The 15,793-nt window shown below is 63.7% G+C and carries 12 protein-coding genes; 6 read left to right on the plus strand and 6 right to left on the minus strand.

From position 1 onward, the window contains the following. The first annotated feature begins 6 nt into the window (after positions 1–6). Positions 7–1,695: a thiamine pyrophosphate-dependent enzyme gene (locus PE058_RS14830; RefSeq protein ID WP_271028756.1), complete on the plus strand. Its 1,689-nt coding sequence runs from the start codon at positions 7–9 to the stop codon at positions 1,693–1,695. Here the strand turns inward: PE058_RS14830 and PE058_RS14835 are convergent. Beyond that, positions 1,692–2,285: a hypothetical protein gene (locus tag PE058_RS14835; RefSeq protein ID WP_271028757.1), complete on the minus strand. Its 594-nt coding sequence runs from the start codon at positions 2,283–2,285 to the stop codon at positions 1,692–1,694. The two genes, PE058_RS14830 and PE058_RS14835, sit on opposite strands and share 4 nt — an antisense overlap. Positions 2,286–2,489: 204 nt before the next feature. Here PE058_RS14835 and PE058_RS14840 point away from each other — a divergent pair, with 204 nt between their 5' ends. Beyond that, positions 2,490–3,032 carry a flavin reductase family protein gene (locus PE058_RS14840; protein ID WP_271028758.1) on the plus strand — a complete coding sequence of 181 codons (543 nt, stop codon included), beginning with the start codon at positions 2,490–2,492 and terminating at the stop codon, positions 3,030–3,032. 10 nt (positions 3,033–3,042) lie between these two features. Here the strand turns inward: PE058_RS14840 and hemA are convergent, their stop codons facing one another. The 5 genes from hemA to PE058_RS14865 all read right to left on the minus strand — a co-directional run bounded on the left by hemA (position 3,043) and on the right by PE058_RS14865 (position 9,245). Beyond that, positions 3,043–4,275: a 5-aminolevulinate synthase gene (gene hemA, locus PE058_RS14845; protein ID WP_271028759.1), complete on the minus strand. Its 1,233-nt coding sequence runs from the start codon at positions 4,273–4,275 to the stop codon at positions 3,043–3,045. A 35-nt stretch (positions 4,276–4,310) separates the two neighbouring features. After that, positions 4,311–5,246: a tetratricopeptide repeat protein gene (locus PE058_RS14850; RefSeq protein ID WP_271028760.1), complete on the minus strand. Its 936-nt coding sequence runs from the start codon at positions 5,244–5,246 to the stop codon at positions 4,311–4,313. Continuing rightward, positions 5,237–5,629: a hypothetical protein gene (locus PE058_RS14855; protein WP_020086141.1), complete on the minus strand. Its 393-nt coding sequence runs from the start codon at positions 5,627–5,629 to the stop codon at positions 5,237–5,239. Before PE058_RS14855 ends, PE058_RS14850 begins: the two co-directional genes overlap by 10 nt. 17 nt (positions 5,630–5,646) lie before the next feature. Then, a complete protein-coding gene (locus PE058_RS14860) occupies positions 5,647–7,299 on the minus strand; it encodes a hypothetical protein (RefSeq protein WP_198011186.1) in 1,653 nt (550 codons plus the stop codon). A 92-nt stretch (positions 7,300–7,391) separates the two neighbouring features. Further along, positions 7,392–9,245, minus strand: coding sequence for a multiheme c-type cytochrome (locus tag PE058_RS14865; protein ID WP_271028761.1), 1,854 nt, complete (start codon positions 9,243–9,245; stop codon positions 7,392–7,394). A gap of 777 nt (positions 9,246–10,022) precedes the next feature. On the opposite strand from PE058_RS14865, the gene PE058_RS14870 reads away from it, so the two are divergent. The 4 genes from PE058_RS14870 (at position 10,023) to PE058_RS14885 (ending at position 15,669) form a co-directional block, all read left to right on the plus strand. Beyond that, on the plus strand, positions 10,023–11,114 hold the full coding sequence (locus PE058_RS14870) for a 2Fe-2S iron-sulfur cluster-binding protein (RefSeq protein WP_271028762.1): 1,092 nt from the start codon (positions 10,023–10,025) through the stop codon (positions 11,112–11,114). Between the two features lie 70 nt (positions 11,115–11,184). After that, the gene (locus tag PE058_RS14875; RefSeq protein ID WP_271028763.1) at positions 11,185–12,153 is read left to right on the plus strand and encodes a cytochrome c family protein; all 969 of its coding nucleotides are present in this window, start codon (positions 11,185–11,187) and stop codon (positions 12,151–12,153) included. A 49-nt stretch (positions 12,154–12,202) separates the two neighbouring features. Further along, positions 12,203–13,078, plus strand: a complete 876-nt coding sequence (locus PE058_RS14880; RefSeq protein ID WP_271028764.1) for a hypothetical protein — start codon at positions 12,203–12,205, stop codon at positions 13,076–13,078. Next, positions 13,078–15,669, plus strand: coding sequence for a hypothetical protein (locus tag PE058_RS14885; RefSeq protein ID WP_271028765.1), 2,592 nt, complete (start codon positions 13,078–13,080; stop codon positions 15,667–15,669). Before PE058_RS14880 ends, PE058_RS14885 begins: the two co-directional genes overlap by 1 nt. Positions 15,670–15,793: the final 124 nt, after the last annotated feature.

The raw sequence follows: 15,793 nt of genomic DNA on the forward strand, positions 1-15,793 counted from the left end.
AACTTCATGGCGCACGGTGGAAAGATCCTGATCGATCAGCTCGCGGCCCATGGTGTCTCCCGCATCTTCGAGGTTCCGGGCGAGAGCTTCCTGGCGGCGCTGGACGGCCTCTACGATATGCCCGCGATGCAAACCATCATCTGCCGTCACGAGGGCGGCGCGGCGCTTATGGCGGAAGCGACCGGCAAGCTCACCGGCCGGCCTGGGATCGCATTTGCGACGCGCGGGCCCGGCGTCGTCAACGCCGTGGCCGGGGTCTACGTCGCGCAACAGGATGCGACCCCGATGATCCTGTTCGTCGGACTGCCGACGACGCCGCTCGAAGAACGGGCTCCGTTCCAGGAGATCGACATCGAGGCTCTGTTCGCGGGTATCGCCAAGTGGACGGCGGTGATACGCTCGGCGGACCGGATCTCCGAATATGTGGGGCGCGCCTTCCGCGTAGCGCAGTCGGGCCGTCCGGGACCTGTGGTGATCGGGCTGCCGGAGAACGTGCTGTCGTCCCCCAGCACGGCGCCGCTCGTTCCGCCCACGTCGCTTGCTGGCGGCGCCCCCACCTCCCGTGACATGAGCGAGCTCGCCCAGCGCCTCGAAGCAGCCGAACGGCCGCTTCTGGTCGTCGGCGGGCCTGGCTGGAGTGCGGACGTGGGCCGCGCGATCGGGACTTTCGCGGCGGCCTTCGACCTCCCTATCGCATCCTCGTTCCGCTGCCAGGACTACGTGGACAACCGCCATCCCTGCTACGTGGGGCATCTCGGTTTCACGACCGACCGGAAGCTCAAGGACGGGCTGCGCGCGGCCGACCTCGTGATCGCGATCGGCGCGGAACTGGGCGACATCGCGACCGGCGGCTATTCGCTGCTCGGCGGGCCGGGGCAGACGTTCGTGCAGGTGCATCCGGAGCCCAGCGCCATTCTCGGCTATCGCGATGCCTCGCTCGTCATCGCCGCAACGTCGGAAGCCTTCGCGGAAGCGCTGCCCGGCTTCGCGCCCAATCTGCGCGGCCCCGCAGGCGGCACGCCTCCCGAGCGGCGCTGGAGCCGGTTCAGATCCGATCTCAGGGCCGCTTACGAAGCGAGCCTCGCGCCACGCGCCACGCCGGGAGCGGTGCGAATGGAGGACGTCGTCACCACGGTTTCGCGCGTGTTGCCGGAAAGCGGGCTCGTGACCAACGGCGCGGGCAACTACTCGCAATGGGTGCACCGCTATTTCGAGTTCAAGCGCTTCCGCAGCGGGCTCGCGCCCACGTCGGGGACAATGGGCTACGGCCTTCCGGCAGCGATCGCGGCCAAGCTCGAGCATCCGGAGGCACCCGTCGTCTGCTTCGCCGGAGACGGCTGCTTCGCAATGACCTCCAACGAGCTCGGCACGGCGGTCCAGTATGGATTGCCGATGGTGATCCTGATCGCCAACAACGGCATGTATGGCACCATCCGCATGCATCAGGAGCGCGCGTATCCGGGGCGCCCCAATGGCACCAGCATCGTCAATCCCGATTTTGCCGCGCTTGCCAGGAGCCACGGCGCGCACGGCGAAACGGTGACGCGTGGCGCGGATTTCGAGGGTGTCTTCCGCGCTGCACTCCACGCGGACAGGCCGTTCGTCATCGACCTCAAGCTCGATCCCGAGGCCATCAACCCGATGGAGACGCTTTCGGGCGTGCGTGAAGGCGCGGCGGGGGAGAAGTCGCGCTAGCGAGCTGCGCAATCCGTTTCGCTTCCCGTTACGAGGCAGGCGATCTCGGGAGGCGGCGTCTCGCCTCGCGCCCGCATGGCGTTGGCCCACGCGGCGAGCTGCTCGCGTGGCACGAGGCGCTGGAGCACCGTGAAGTTCATTCTGCCGAAATCCCAGGCCGGGATGATCACGGGAGCTTCATCCTTCACGCTGACCACGATCTCATCCAGCGGCTTGGGCGACTTCCCTCCACTCTGCCCAACGCGGTGCACGATCCCGGCAACGCCAGCTTTTTCCACCACGCGCGTCCCCGCACTCGCGCCCGTGCACGTGTCCACCACCATACGGCCGTCCGATACCTCGATGCTTTGGAGCTGGTGCAGCGTGGTGAGGAACACCCACACCACAGCGATCAGCAAGACCGGCGACAGCACCAGGAACAGGATGTTGAGCACGCGAAGCTGGTTCACGTCCCTGCGCGTGAAGAGACGCAGGATTGCGTAGAGACCCGCCATGATCAGCGGCACCAGGACAACCGCCCACCCGGCGGCGCCCCACGCGAGCTCTCCGCACGTCTGATCTGCCCATGGCGATCTGTAGAGCGTCTCCATCACCCTTCTCCAAGCCTTACATCACGCACCAAGCCACGCTTGCGGGCTCAAAGCTATAGCCGCGTCGTTGTCGTAGGAAAAATCCCAAGGCCGCAGGCATGGTGTCGAGGCGTCACGCTCGGCAGATGCGCGTGACGCTCGGCAAAGTGGGGCTGGCTTTGATATCATCGGCCGCGGCCGCAGCAGGCCGACTGGAGATCCGTCATGCGCCAGCTCAAGCTGAGCCGGGCTTTCACCCTCATCGAGCCGGGCCCCGTGGTCCTCGTGACGACCCGCGACGGAGACACCAACAATGTGATGACCATCTCCTGGACCATGGTGATGGACTTCACGCCGGTATTCGCCCTCACCACCGGTCCGTGGAACCATTCCTTCGCGGCGTTGAAGCGAACCCGGGAGTGCGTGATCGCCGTTCCGGCTGTGGACCTGCTGGATCGGGTCGTCGGGATCGGGACATGCTCCGGCACGGACACCGACAAGTTCGCCAAGTTCAAGCTGACCGCCGTACCGGGCAAGCTGGTCAAGGCGCCTTTGATCAAGGAGTGCGTCGCCAACATCGAGTGCAAGGTCGTCGACCTGGTCGACAAGCACAACATCGTCGTTCTGGAAGGTGTCGCAGCCTACGTCGATCCCACGCACAAGGAGAAGCGCATGATCCACGCGGTCGGCGACGGCACCTTTGTCGCGGATGGCCGCCGGTTCGATCGCCGCAAGATGATGGCGTCGAAACTTCCCGAGGGGCTTTGAGGCGCTGGTCCTATTCCGCCGCCAGACGGGCGTAGGTGCCGTTCGGCACGGGGCAAGCGGCCCAGAGCTGTTCGAGCGCATGGACGAGACACGCCATCTGCTCGTCGGTGTGCACGGGTGACGGCGTGAGGCGCATACGCTCGGTACCCTTCGGCACCGTGGGATAGTTGATCGGCTGCACATAGATCCCGTGACGGTGGAGGAGCGCATCCGTCACGGCCTTGCAGTGAACGGGGCAGCCGACCACCACGGGCACGATGTGGCTCGGGTTGTCCATGACAGGCAGGCGCCTGGCGTGAAGCGCGCTCTTCAGCGTCCGCACCCGCTCCTGATGGCGGGCCCGCTCAATCGTGCTGCTCTTCAAATGGCGGATGGAGGCGAGCGCGCCTGCCGCGATCGCGGGCGGAAGCGAGGTCGTGAAGATGAACCCGGGGGCGAATGAGCGGATGGCATCGCAGAGCGTGCGAGAGCCTGCGATGTAGCCGCCCATCACGCCGAATCCCTTGGCCAGTGTGCCGTTGATGACGTCGATGCGGTGCATCACGCCGTCGCGCTCGGCAATGCCGCCGCCACGCGGGCCATAGAGACCGACGGCGTGCACCTCGTCCAGATAGGTCATCGCCCCGTATTTCTCGGCGAGATCGCAGACCTCCGCGAGTGGCGCGATATGCCCATCCATGGAGTAGACGCTCTCGAAGGCAATGATCTTCGGCGTGCCCTTGGGAAATTTTTTGAGCTTCGCTTCGAGATCGGCCACGTCGTTGTGGCGGAATATCTGCTTCTCACCCCGCCCGCGGCGGATGCCCTCGATCATCGAGGCATGATTTTTCTCATCGGAGAAGACGACTGTACCGGGGACGAGCGCGACGAGGGTCGAGAGCGTCGCGTCGTTGGCGACGTAGGCCGATGTGAAAAGAAGGGCCGCTTCCTTGCCGTGGAGGTCGGCGAGCTCGCTCTCGAGCTCCACGTGATAGCGTGTCGTACCGGAGATATTGCGCGTGCCGCCGGAGCCGGCTCCAGCAACGTCGATCGCCTCGTGCATGGCCGCCAACACCGCCGGGTGCTGGGCCATGCTGAGATAATCGTTGGAGCACCAAACCGTGACCTCACGCGGCCCTTCCGTCGCGAAATAGTCTGCAACCGGAAAGCACCCGCGGCGGCGTTTCAAGTCCGCAAAGACGCGATAGCGGCCTTCCCGGTGAAGGGCCTCTAGGCGTCGCTTGACCATGTCTTCGAAATTCATATCCACCTCCGTCTTTTCGACAGGAGCGCGCACGCTCATTCGGTCTTCAAGCCAAGCTCAGCCGCCGCGGCCATGATCTGGCCGGATGCGGTCGCGTCGTCCTTGAAGACTTCGAGCGCCTTGCGGAACGCCGCCGTGGCGGCCTCCCTCTCGCCCAGCACGACGCGAGAGCGCATCAAGCGTGTCCAGCCCTCGATGTCGCGCGGAGCGCTTTCCAGTCGCTCCGCCAGGCCATCGACCATGGACCGGATGGCGGCGCCCTGCTCGCCCGACGGCCTTGCTTCGGGCGCGTGCTCCTTCCCGGCGTCCGGTGTGCCGCTGCCCGTGCCTTCGGGCGCCGTTTGCGAAGACGCTCTCATCTCCGCTCCGTTGCTTTCGGACGCTTTCGTTTTCGCCTGGTCCAGCGCCCGCTTCAGCTCCTCCGAACTCGGATCAAGCTCTACCGCCCGCGCATAGGCGCCTGCCGCCTCGGCATAACGCCCGGTGTTGAAGTAGGACCAGCCGAGCATGCGCCAGCCCTGGACGTCGCCCGGCGCGGCCTCGAGCCGAGCCGCTAGCTGCTCGATCATGGTGCTCACATCTGGAAGCATCTTGTCCGACGTCGACGCCGAGGTGTCTGCCGAGGCCGTCGGCACAGGCCCGATGGAGCGGGTGTAGTCGTCGAGGCGCGCGAGGATTGCGCCATCGCTCTCCTCCGCGGGAGAGGGCTCAGGCCCCTTCGCCACGTAGGATGTGGCTGTGCCGATGCCAGCCACGGCAAGGAATGCCGCTGCCGCCGCGACGAGGCTTCCGGAGGTCGCAGTGTTCAGCTTCCGCAGCTTGAGCCGCGCGTGAATATCCTGCGGAAGCGCGCTCCAGGCGAGATCCAGCCGCTCTTTCCGCGAGCCTTTTGTAAGCAGCGAGACCATCAACGGCGCCGACACGGCGACGGACGAGACGATCAGAAGCCATCCGATGAGCGTCAACGACATCCGCAAGCCCTCCTCTGGCGCCACGACGCGGCGCGGTGATAGCCCGCCTTGGCGACACACTTCCGGCTCCGTTCGGTGCAGCCGCCTCCGGATCTCGGGATGTAGTAGACATAGCCGCCGATGTGCTTCGGATAGTGGCCGCGGGCGTAGTAGTAGGGATAGTCGTAGTAGATGTATGCCGGCCCCACGGGCAACCAGATGCGCGGGGCACGAGCGCGCCTGTGAGCGTATCTCCTGCTTTCAAGAACGTAGCTCCTGCTCTCCCGCGCCTTCGCGCCGGATTGACCGGCCGACGCGGGCGAGATCACCGGCGGCGTTCCGAGGAGACACGCAAGCAGCAGACACGCCATCACGCCCCTCGCGAACAAACTCGTGTACGTCATGGCCTGGCCTCCCCCTGTCAGAACTTTCTCCTGACCTCGGCGCGGATGCCGAAGTTGTCTTCATCCTCGCCTTCGAGGATCTGATAGGTTGCGTCGGCGCGGAACAGCCAGGCCCGATCGATCGGGATCTGATAGCGAACGCCGAAGCCATACTGCGTGTCCTTGGCGCCGACACCGTCGTTATCGAACGGCTCCACCATTGCCACCTCGAAGACGAGTTGCTGGTCGAGGTTGAACAGATACTGCAAGCCGAGCGCGCCACCGAAGGCGTTGGAGCCGGTGTCGTCGAGTTTCGGGTATCCGGTGAGGGCATCGGTCTCGAAGTTGATACCGACGTTCTTCAGGATGCCGGCGCCGTTGCCGTCTACCAGAGGCTGCGGATTGCCGAAGCCGACAAAGAAGTTTGCGTAGGGCAGAAGCGTGCTCGGCAGGCCCGTGACCAGGCTGTTTTCCGAAATGACGGCGACGCCATCGCTCTCTCCGTTGGGAGCATCACCGAAGTTCGCGAACACGCGGGTCGAATTCGAAACCGTGTTGTAGTAGCGGTGCGTATAGGCGGCCGTGAAGAAGTGCGTGAGAAGATCCTCCTGCTCGTCACGCCCCTGGATCAGGCCGTAGCCCGTTTCGACGTAACCGTCGAAGGCGTCGATGAAGGCGGTCACGCCATAGAGGTTGGCGAGGTGGTTGTCGCCCTTCGCGTTTCCGATGAGGCCCGCGTTGTCGACGTTGTCGAAGGCCGCGAAGAAGGTCACGTCGAAGTTGGAGAGGCCGAGCGCCGCCGAGTTCTTTGCGGGGAGGCTCACGGCGCCGCCGAGGATTGCGTCGTTGGCCCAGATGCCGTTCTGCAGGAACAGCGGGAAGAGACCCACGGTGAACGGCAGATCGAAACTCGCTTCCGTGCCGGAGAGGCCGGAGTAGATCGAGCCGAAGTCTCCCTCGAAGAACAGCGTCTGCGGATTGAGGTCGAGCTCGTCGTTGAACTTTCCGTTTCCGTCGGCGCCGCCGAACTCGAAGCGCGTGAACTCCTTGTTTGCCTTCTGAAGCGGCGTGAAGAACGCGTGAATGCGCTCGGTGCCGGTGATCTTGAAGTCCACGTCGAGGTTCAGACGCGTCGCGATCTGCGCGATGTCCTTGCCGTTATTGTTGTTGTAGGCGACCGCCGTGCGCCAATCGCCGTAAACCGCAAGGCCGGGAAGAAGCGGGTTCTTCGCGCCAAAGAGCGTGCTGCTCTCGTCATAAATGCCGGAGGTGTACTGCTGACGCCCGATCTCCACCGGCGGGCGCGGGGGCTCGACGGCACTCTTCGCGCCATAGATGTCGACCTGTCCTTGCGGATTGTAGCCGCCTTCGTATTGCGGATCGGGGCGGAACAAATCTTCCTTGGCCTTGGTTTTTGCTGCGGTCTTGGTCTTGGCTTTGCCGGGGGCCTTGTCGGAGGTCTTCTTCTCCGCAGTTTCCTCCTCTGGCGCAGCGCCCAGGTGCTGGGGAGCGGCGCGGCCTTCTCCGGCATCGACCCAGGAGGTCCGCGGCAACACTTCGGTCGACCATCCCTGCGCTTGGGCGCCGCCTGCGCTTTCACCGGCCGTCGCACCGGATATGGCGAGATAAGCGCCCACCGACAGGACGACACCGGCAATCGTTGTGCTCGCACGGTACGCAATACACATCATGTGGAACTCCACGCCGTGGCACTAACCAGCGGAGCAAGGCTGGATACGCGCGTCTTTGAACTCACCCAATTCGAAACGCCCGGCCCTCGGGGCTAGCCCTTCACGTCGAACTCCACGGCGTAGGCGTGAAAGTTCATGATGCGCTCGTTCATGCTCTGCTCCATTTCCTTGGTGGAGCCGACGAAACGCATGAAGTAGATCGGCTCGGCGCGGCTGCGCATGCGGAACGCCAGGCGGTATTTGCCGGGCTTGGTGATGAGGTTGCCCGGCACCTTGTAGCGCGCCGCCTTCTCGGCCAACGGCGGCAACGAGCGGTTCTCCATGCGCACGAGCGGAGGATGGTTGAGCACGGTGGTCGGCACACCCGGCGGACGCAGATGCGGCAGCGGATCGATGTCGAAATTTACCGGGAGGTACATCTCACGCTCCGTGCCCTTCACGTTGGTGGTCAGGAACTTGGTCTGGAAGTGCACCAACTGCTGATCCGTCTTGATGCGCCCTGCCGCGACGTCCAGGCTGTGCAGGTCGGCAATGTCGCCGTTGCTGTCGACATAGCCCGACTCCCAGATGTTCTGGCCATCGGGATCGAGGAGCGCGACGTTCACCCAGAGCTGAGGCTGCGCACCCAGCGATCCAGACGGCAGGTTATGGCCGGAGTTGGTGTTCTTGATCTTGTAGGAGAACGCCAAATCCTTGCCGACCGCTGGCGTGCCCTCGATGTTCGGGCCGTCGACGTGGCTGCCGTTTTCAAGCACCTGCTGGCGGATCTCGTCGCGCTCGTCGAGTCGCTTCAGATTCTCGTCGATGATCTGGCGCGCGTCCTCGCGCTCGGCCGCGTCCGCCCACCGCTTCGGGAACGCGGTCTTGACCTTGCCGTCGGCGACCTTGTCCTCGAACTCCGAGGTGCCCCATCCGGCACGCCAGTCGAACTCCAGCCAATCCTTGATGCTGATCGCTTGCGCCTTAGTGTTGTGCGGGAAGACGCCGGGGTGAGCGATGGAGTAGCCCGGACCGATGAAACGATGGTTGGCGTGCTTGCGCCCCGGGTTGACCTCCTTGCCGCCGACGATGGCGGAGGGCGCCGTCGCATAGCCTTCGGGCTTTCCTGGCACCTTGCCCATGTGGCAATCCTGGCAGGTGACGCCGGCTTTGCGCGCCGGGCTGTCGCGATACTGGTCCCAGACGATCTCGAGCTTGATCCCGAGATTGACCGCCACCTGATGGCAGCTCACGCAGAACTCCGACTTGGTGATCTGATCGTTGGTGATCATGCCTTTGTGAATGTCGTTGCCGCGCCCCTTCGGGCTGGTCTTGACGGCGAAGGTCTCCTTGTTTGCCAGCACGTCTTTGATGACGCTCTTCTCACCGCTGCCATAGACCGGCTCGTAGATCTTGCCCGGCTCGACGCGGCGCTCCCCGTTGACCTTGCCGTATTGCTCCTTCACGCGGTGGCAAGTGATGCAGCTCACGCCTTCCCGCGATATCTGGCTGCGCGCCCAGAGCGGGGTTTCACGGTTCTCGCCAAGCTGGGTGCCGACCTGCTGATGGCAGCGCACGCAGAAGGTGCCGACCGTGCCCTGGGTCAAGTCCTGGAACTTCTGCTCGAACTTGTGGAACATCGGCGAGATCGACGCGTAGGCGTGCTGTGACGACGCCCACTCCTCGTAAATCTGCTTGTGGCATTCACCGCATTGCGCGGCGGTGGGATAGAGCGTCTCGTCGTTGAGGAGGCTGTCGTGCCCCTCGGGCTTCGCCTTATCAAGATCGGCCTTCTTGACGGATTTCTCCTCCGCCTTGAGCTTACTCTTCTGATCCCCCTTGCTGGCCGCCTGGGGTGGCGTGCGCACATCGGCCGCGTTGGCTTCTGCCTTGTCGCTTCGCGCGAGCGGTGCTCCACGCTGCGTCTCCGCGGTCTTCACCGGCCCGGCTCCGGCTGATCCGGCCATAGCATGGCCGAGGATCTCCGGGGCAAGGACTGCTGGGCTCAGCAGCATCGCGCTCGCGAGAACGCACGAAACAATCGAAGCATCGGGCAATCTTTTCATCGCCTTACCATCTCGATAAATTTCAGGGCAGCATCCCATTCAACTCGCCTGCGCGAAAACGGCGCCCGACCGCCGCATGGAATTTCTGATCCAAAATTAGTACGTGAAAATTGTCGGCGATAAGGCTGCGAATAAAATAGAAATTACGCGAAAAATGCAAAAACTGAGACGATCATCCACCCACCGTCGCGCAACGTTCAATCCGAGCATCCAAAACGGAAGAACGCATACAAAACAATTCGCTGAGCAGATGCCACGCGATCGCCTGACTCCAAGAAGCTTTTTGTTCGCTTCGTCTTTGAGCCAGAATGAACACAACACTGTTCATCCATGATAAAACCTATCGCATGCCGGAGCATCAAAAACACGGTTCACTCTGGGCATCGCAAACGCCCGCGCGGACGCTCAAAATCCTGCATGGAATAAAAGCGCCGCTCAATTCGTTATTGCGAATCTGCTTATTCATATGGCACCGATATTTCGCCACAATTGACACATGAACAGCCATTGCTGTTTCTTTTTATTTGTTATTCTTGAAATCTTCATTTCCGCAAATAGACGTATATCGCCAACAAAATGTCATTCTCCGACCACGATGGGTCTTTAGGTAAATCCCTATAATCATTGCGCCTGACACATTTCTCGGAGCGCGCTCCTCAATCCTGCCGGGGCTGCACAATGACGCGACGTCATCAAATCACGATCAACGGACAATGCTTCCTCGCGCACCACGGCGAGCTTCTCCTGGATGCGGCGCTCAGCAATGGCGTCAACCTGCCTCACGACTGCCGAGCTGGCCATTGCGGCACATGCTGCGTCAGGCTGGTCGCGGGCGAGGTGAGCGGTGGCGCGGGCTCCGAGGCTGGCATTGTTCATGCCTGCCAGTGCCGCATCGTCGACGACGTGGTGATCGAGAAAAAGCAACCTTCGGGTGCTCGCACGGTCGAGGGTGTGCTGAGCTCGTTGCGCCCCCTCTCGCCGGAGGTGATCGAGGTCGGCATACGGACCCAGCGCGCGCTTCCCTATCACGCGGGACAGTACGTGCAGATGCGCTTCAACGGATATCCGAGCCGTCCATTCAGCATCACCCACCCCTTGCACGGCGATGCAAGCGGCGCGTCGATCTGGTTTCACGTCCGGCGCATGAGCAACGGCTTGGTGACCTCGTCGCTCGGCAAGCGCATCAAGCCCGGTCATCGGGTGACGCTTTCCGGACCTTACGGCTCGGCGCACTTCCGGCCCAATCTGAATGGCCGGCTGCTGCTCGTCGCAACCAACACCGGCTTTGCGCCGATCTGGTCGATTGCCGTCGCCGCGCTTCGCGAGAACCCAGCGCGCATGATGATGATCATCGCCGGAGGACGCGCCCTGGGATCGCTCTACATGGCTCCCGCTCTCGTGCGGCTCGCGAGCTTCCCAAATGTCCATGTGGTGCCTGTGTGCAGCACGCTCGAGGCGCCGATCTCAGCGGTTCAGCCAGGCCGGCCGACGGACTATCTGCCGCGCCTGCTGCCGAGCGACGTGATCTACGCCTGCGGCGGGCCGGAGATGGTGGGCTCCGTCAAAGGCATCGCCGCTGCGGCCGGTGTGACCTGCCATGCGGATCCTTTCCTGCCGACCACAGACGGCGCGTCCGCGCAAAGCGCGCTGAGCCGCACATTCGGGTGGCTCGCTCTCAATCGCTTCCGCACTCCGCGAGAGCTGCCTATGGAGGCTGCAAGTTTGGCCGACGCAAGGGTGAGAAGTCATTATCGTCCTCAGAGCGCATAGCCTTCGGTCGATCCGGCTCGGCGCTGGCTCGCCTGTCCGGTCTTCCGTTCTTCTCGTCTGCGGCTTGCTGATGCTTCTCGGCTTCGCCGCGGCGGGCGCAACTGCGTCCGACCCAGCGAAGACAGTCGGGCCTAATGCCTGCGCGGAATGCCACAAGGAAGAAGCCGAAGCCTGGAAAGGCACGCATCATTTCAAAACATTCCGCGAGTTGCCGCGCAACACGAAAGCCAACGAGATTGCCGATAAAATGGGCGTGCGGCGCATCAAGTCGGACAACTTGTGCAAGAGCTGCCACTTCACGACGCAGCAGAAGACCAACAGGGAGGAGCCGATCGCAGGCATCTCCTGCGAATCCTGCCACAGCGCCGGGCAGGATTGGATCAAGGTCCACAGCGGGTTCAGCGGCAAGACCGTTCTGTTCGAAAGCAAGGCCGAGGAGAAGGAGCGCTGGAAGCTCTCCGATTCAAAGGGAATGATCCGGCCGCGCTCGTTCTACCTGCTGGCGAAGAACTGCTACGGCTGCCACGTGGTGCCGCAAGAGGATCTCGTCAACAAAGGCGGGCACAAGTCCGGGAGCGACTTCGAGCTGGTGTCCTGGTCGCAGGGCGAGGTCCGGCACAACACCTGGTATTCGAAGGGCAGAGAGAACGTGGCGGCCAGCGCGGCCCGCAGGCGGATGCTCTATCTCGTTGGCCTCGGCGTGGAGCTCGAGACCGCGCTACGCGGGATCGGCCGGGCGAAAGTCAGATGGCTCTACGCCTTCGAGATGGCCAAGCGTGCCGACCGCGCGCGCAAGCAACTCACCGCGGCAGCGCAGGCCGAGCCGGGCGTGCCGGAGATCGCGGAGATCATCAAGTTTTCCAAGTCGGCCGGGCTGAGGCTGAACAATGAGCGGCGCCTGACCGCCGCAGCCGACGGCGTCTCGCAGCAACTCGTCCTCATTACCGAGAAGTACGACGGCAGCACGATGACGGGGCTCGATAGCCTCATCCCCGGGCCGGACAAATACAAGGGCACAGCGAGAAAGCCGCCGAATTGATCCCTTTGGGAGCAGAGCCACGCGTTTGAGTAAGTCCTGAGGTGCTGCCGTGACACCTGACGCCATCGGGCGCCGCCCGGCGAAATATCCCGCAAGCCAGATCGTTCAGGTGGCTCTGATCGCGGCCCTCTCGGGCGCGCTGTTCTGGCTCGTGTGGATCTATGGCAACGGGCTGCGCGATCCGCGCTATCTCGACGGCTGGATTCTGGCGGGCGGGATGGGGCTGCAGCTCTCTTTCCACGTCGCCATCAAACGGGGCGCGTTCCCGCCGAAATCCGCCACGCGCTGGCGGAAGATCCATGTCTTCGCCGGATATCTGCTAATCGCCGCCTTCATCTCGCATTCGGATTTTTCTCTGCCGGATACCGGCTTCGAATGGGCGCTGTGGGCGGGCTTCGTGCTGGTGACGCTGAGCGGCATATTCGGCACCTATCTCGCTTGGTCGTTGAAGGCGAAGGGCCATATCGACGAGGGCGTGAGCTACGATCGCATCCCGGCCCTTCGCGCCGAGATCGCGCAGAAGGTTTATGCCATCGTCGCGACACCCGATCCGGCAGCGACCGCAATCGCCTTGCCGGGACTGCCGCATGATGCGTGGATCGCGGATCTTTACTCCACCCATCTCAGCGCCTTCTTCCAGGGCCCGCGCAACATGCTCGCCCATCTCGTCGGCTCGCAGCGTCCGCTCAGGCGGATGACCGACGAGATCGACGCCCTCTCGCGCTATGTAGGCCAGCAGGGCCAGGAGAAACTGGGTGCCATCAGGCGTCTGGTCGTCGAGAAGGACCGGCTCGATTTCGCCCGTGTCTATCTCTCGCTCACCAAAGGCTGGCTGTTCCTCCATGTGCCCGTCACTTATGGGCTGACGGTTCTCGGGGTGCTGCACGTCCTCGTCGCGTACGCGTTTTCATCGGGAGCCTGGTGATGTGGCGCCCCGACTGGATCAGCTCGGTTTGGCCGCTGAAGTCAGAGGCACAGGCGGCGCCCGGCGCTTCCCGCGATCGCATTGCCAAAGCGCTCGCGCTCGCGACTGTCGTCTGCGTGGGCGCGGCGTTGCTGCTCTCCAAGGGGACGCAGCTTTTCATGCCGGGGCCGCTTGCGAGCGCTCACGGCGGCATCGAGAAATGCAGCGCCTGCCACACCAAGAACGGCGACAGCAAATTAAGCTGGGTCCATGGTCTCGTCGCCGGCGATCCGCTTGCCGACAGCAAGGCGTGCCTCACCTGCCACAAAATGCCGGACACGGCCTTCAATGCGCATGGAGCTTCGGCCGGCGTGCTGGAGCAGAGCACGAGACGCCTGACCAAAATCGCAGCGCAAACCCCTCAGCCGCACGCGGCGCGCGCGCAGGCCGCCGCCTTTCCCACCCATGACGTGGTCGAACGGGGGCTCTTTTGCGCGACCTGTCATCAGGAGCATCGGGGCGCCACTTTCGATCTCGCCAAGATCTCCAATGAGCAGTGCCGCTCCTGCCACGTGGTGAAGTTCGACAGCTTCGACGGCCGCCACCCGGAGTTCGAGAGCTACCCATTCAAGCGGCGCTCACGCATCATCTACGATCATGCCGGACATTTCGGTAAGCATTTCCCGGAAGTGGCGAAGAAGACCCCGGCACGGCGCATCCCCGACACCTGCTCGGCCTGCCACAACAGCCGGGAGGACAAGCGCGTGATGGCGGTCGCGCCCTTCGAGCAGACCTGCATCGGCTGTCATCTCGACCAGATCGTCGGCAAGGAGCGGGCCAGCGGACCGAAAGGCATCGCGTTCCTCAGCGTGCCCGGCCTCGACCTCGTGACGCTCAAAAAGAAGAAAGCCTCGGTCGGCGAATGGCCCGATGCGTCCGAAGCCGATCTCACGCCGTTCATGAAAATGATGATCAGCCGGAACGAGGACGGCCGCGCGTTGATCAAGGCGGTGGACAGCCTCAACCTGCAGGACCTGACGGCCGCCACCGATGAGCAGATCCGGGCCGTGACCACGCTCGCGTGGGAGATCAAGGGGCTGTTCCACGCTCTCATCTCGGGAAAAGCCTCGGACGTGCTCGGCACATTCAACATCGGCGGCGGTGCGACGCTCTCCCCCGGTCTCGTCACCGACCTCACCGCAAGCATTCCACGCGATGTGATCGTCAGCGCGCAACAGCAGTGGCTTCCCAACCTCGCGACGGAGATGGCGAACCGGCCGCAGGCGCGCGATCAGAAGCAAAGCGGCTGGAGCGCAACGATCGAGGACGCGAGCCCGGGCGGGGCAACGTCCGAACGCGAGGCGCGGGCCTCGGAGGATGCGGCCCCGGCCGCTAAGAATCCCAGCCAGCAGGATTCCGGGAGTAAACCAGCCCAGCCCCAAGGCGTGGAGGTGAAGACCTACACCACGAACGCCGGGCCGGAAGACAGCAGCGATGGGGCATCCGGAGAGGACACCGGCGGTCCCATCAAAGGGCGCTCGCTCTTGCCGAGCGGAACACCTCGCGCGATCGAGGCTCGCAGAAAGGACGCGGAGCAGGCGGGCGACGCCGAACCGCCGAGCGGAAAGACCGAAAAGGAAGATCGCAACGATGACGTGCGTCGCGCGGGCGACCCGGATCGCGCAGACAAACCAAGCTTAAAGGAAGGTGGCGTCGGAAACGCCGACGCCGCGCCGAAGCCCGATGCCACCAAGGAGGCACAACCTCCGGCCGAAGAGCCTCCAGGAAAAGCTACCGAGCAAACCGACGATCTGCTGTTCCCGACGGAGGATGAGCTTCGCGCGATCAAAGCGGGCACAAAGAGCCCCGCGGTGGCAGCGGCGCAGTCCGAACGCGCAGACGGAAAGGCCGAGGCCAGAGACGCCAAGCCGGATCGCGCGGCATCCAAGGAGGCCGCCATCGAGGCACGTGCCGACGCTGAAGCCGGAAGCCCGGCCTCCGGGTCAGGGGCGTCTCCAAAGGGCGCGGCGCCCGTCATCAGCATCGCAAGCGATGTCGATCCGGAGAGCTGGGCCGACTATGGCGGCTGGTACCGACAGGATTACGCGATCTACTACCGCCCCACGGGCCACAAGGACAAATTCGTCTATTCGTGGCTCGTTCTGACAGGGCCTCACGCGTCGAAGGGCAATGCGAGCCCCGCGACGGCAGTCTTCGATGCTCTCACGGGCAAGGACGCCCAGGGATCTTGCACGAAGTGCCACAGCATCGACGACGTCCAAGGCAAGGGGCGGCTCGTCAATTTTTCTCCGGCGTCGGCGGCGGGCAAGCAGGGACGCTTCACGTCCTTCATCCATGAGCCGCATTTCGGCAGCGTCGAGTCACGCGGCTGCCTCACGTGCCACAACCTCGAGAAGGAGCGCCCCTATCTCAAGAGCTACGAGCAGGGCAATCCGCACACCTTCTCATCCAACTTCGGTGCGGTGAAGAAGGACCTCTGCCAGAGCTGCCACACCAGTGGCATGGCGCGTCAGGATTGCCTGTTGTGCCACAGCTATCACGTGAACGGCGTGACCACACCGATCATGAATACGAAGCTGCCAACCCAGTAGGCCGGCGCGCCCTGCTCCAAGATCCGCACGCTCGGGGTCCCTCGCCCCCTCCGACGTGGAACCAGACCGCCCTTCCCAAAGCCTCTTCCCCGACCTGGCGGCCCCCAAAAAAGCAAGGCCGGGC

Origin of the sequence: Hyphomicrobium sp. DMF-1, from assembly GCF_027886585.1 — a bacterium.
Taxonomy (GTDB): domain Bacteria; phylum Pseudomonadota; class Alphaproteobacteria; order Rhizobiales; family Hyphomicrobiaceae; genus Hyphomicrobium_C; species Hyphomicrobium_C zavarzinii.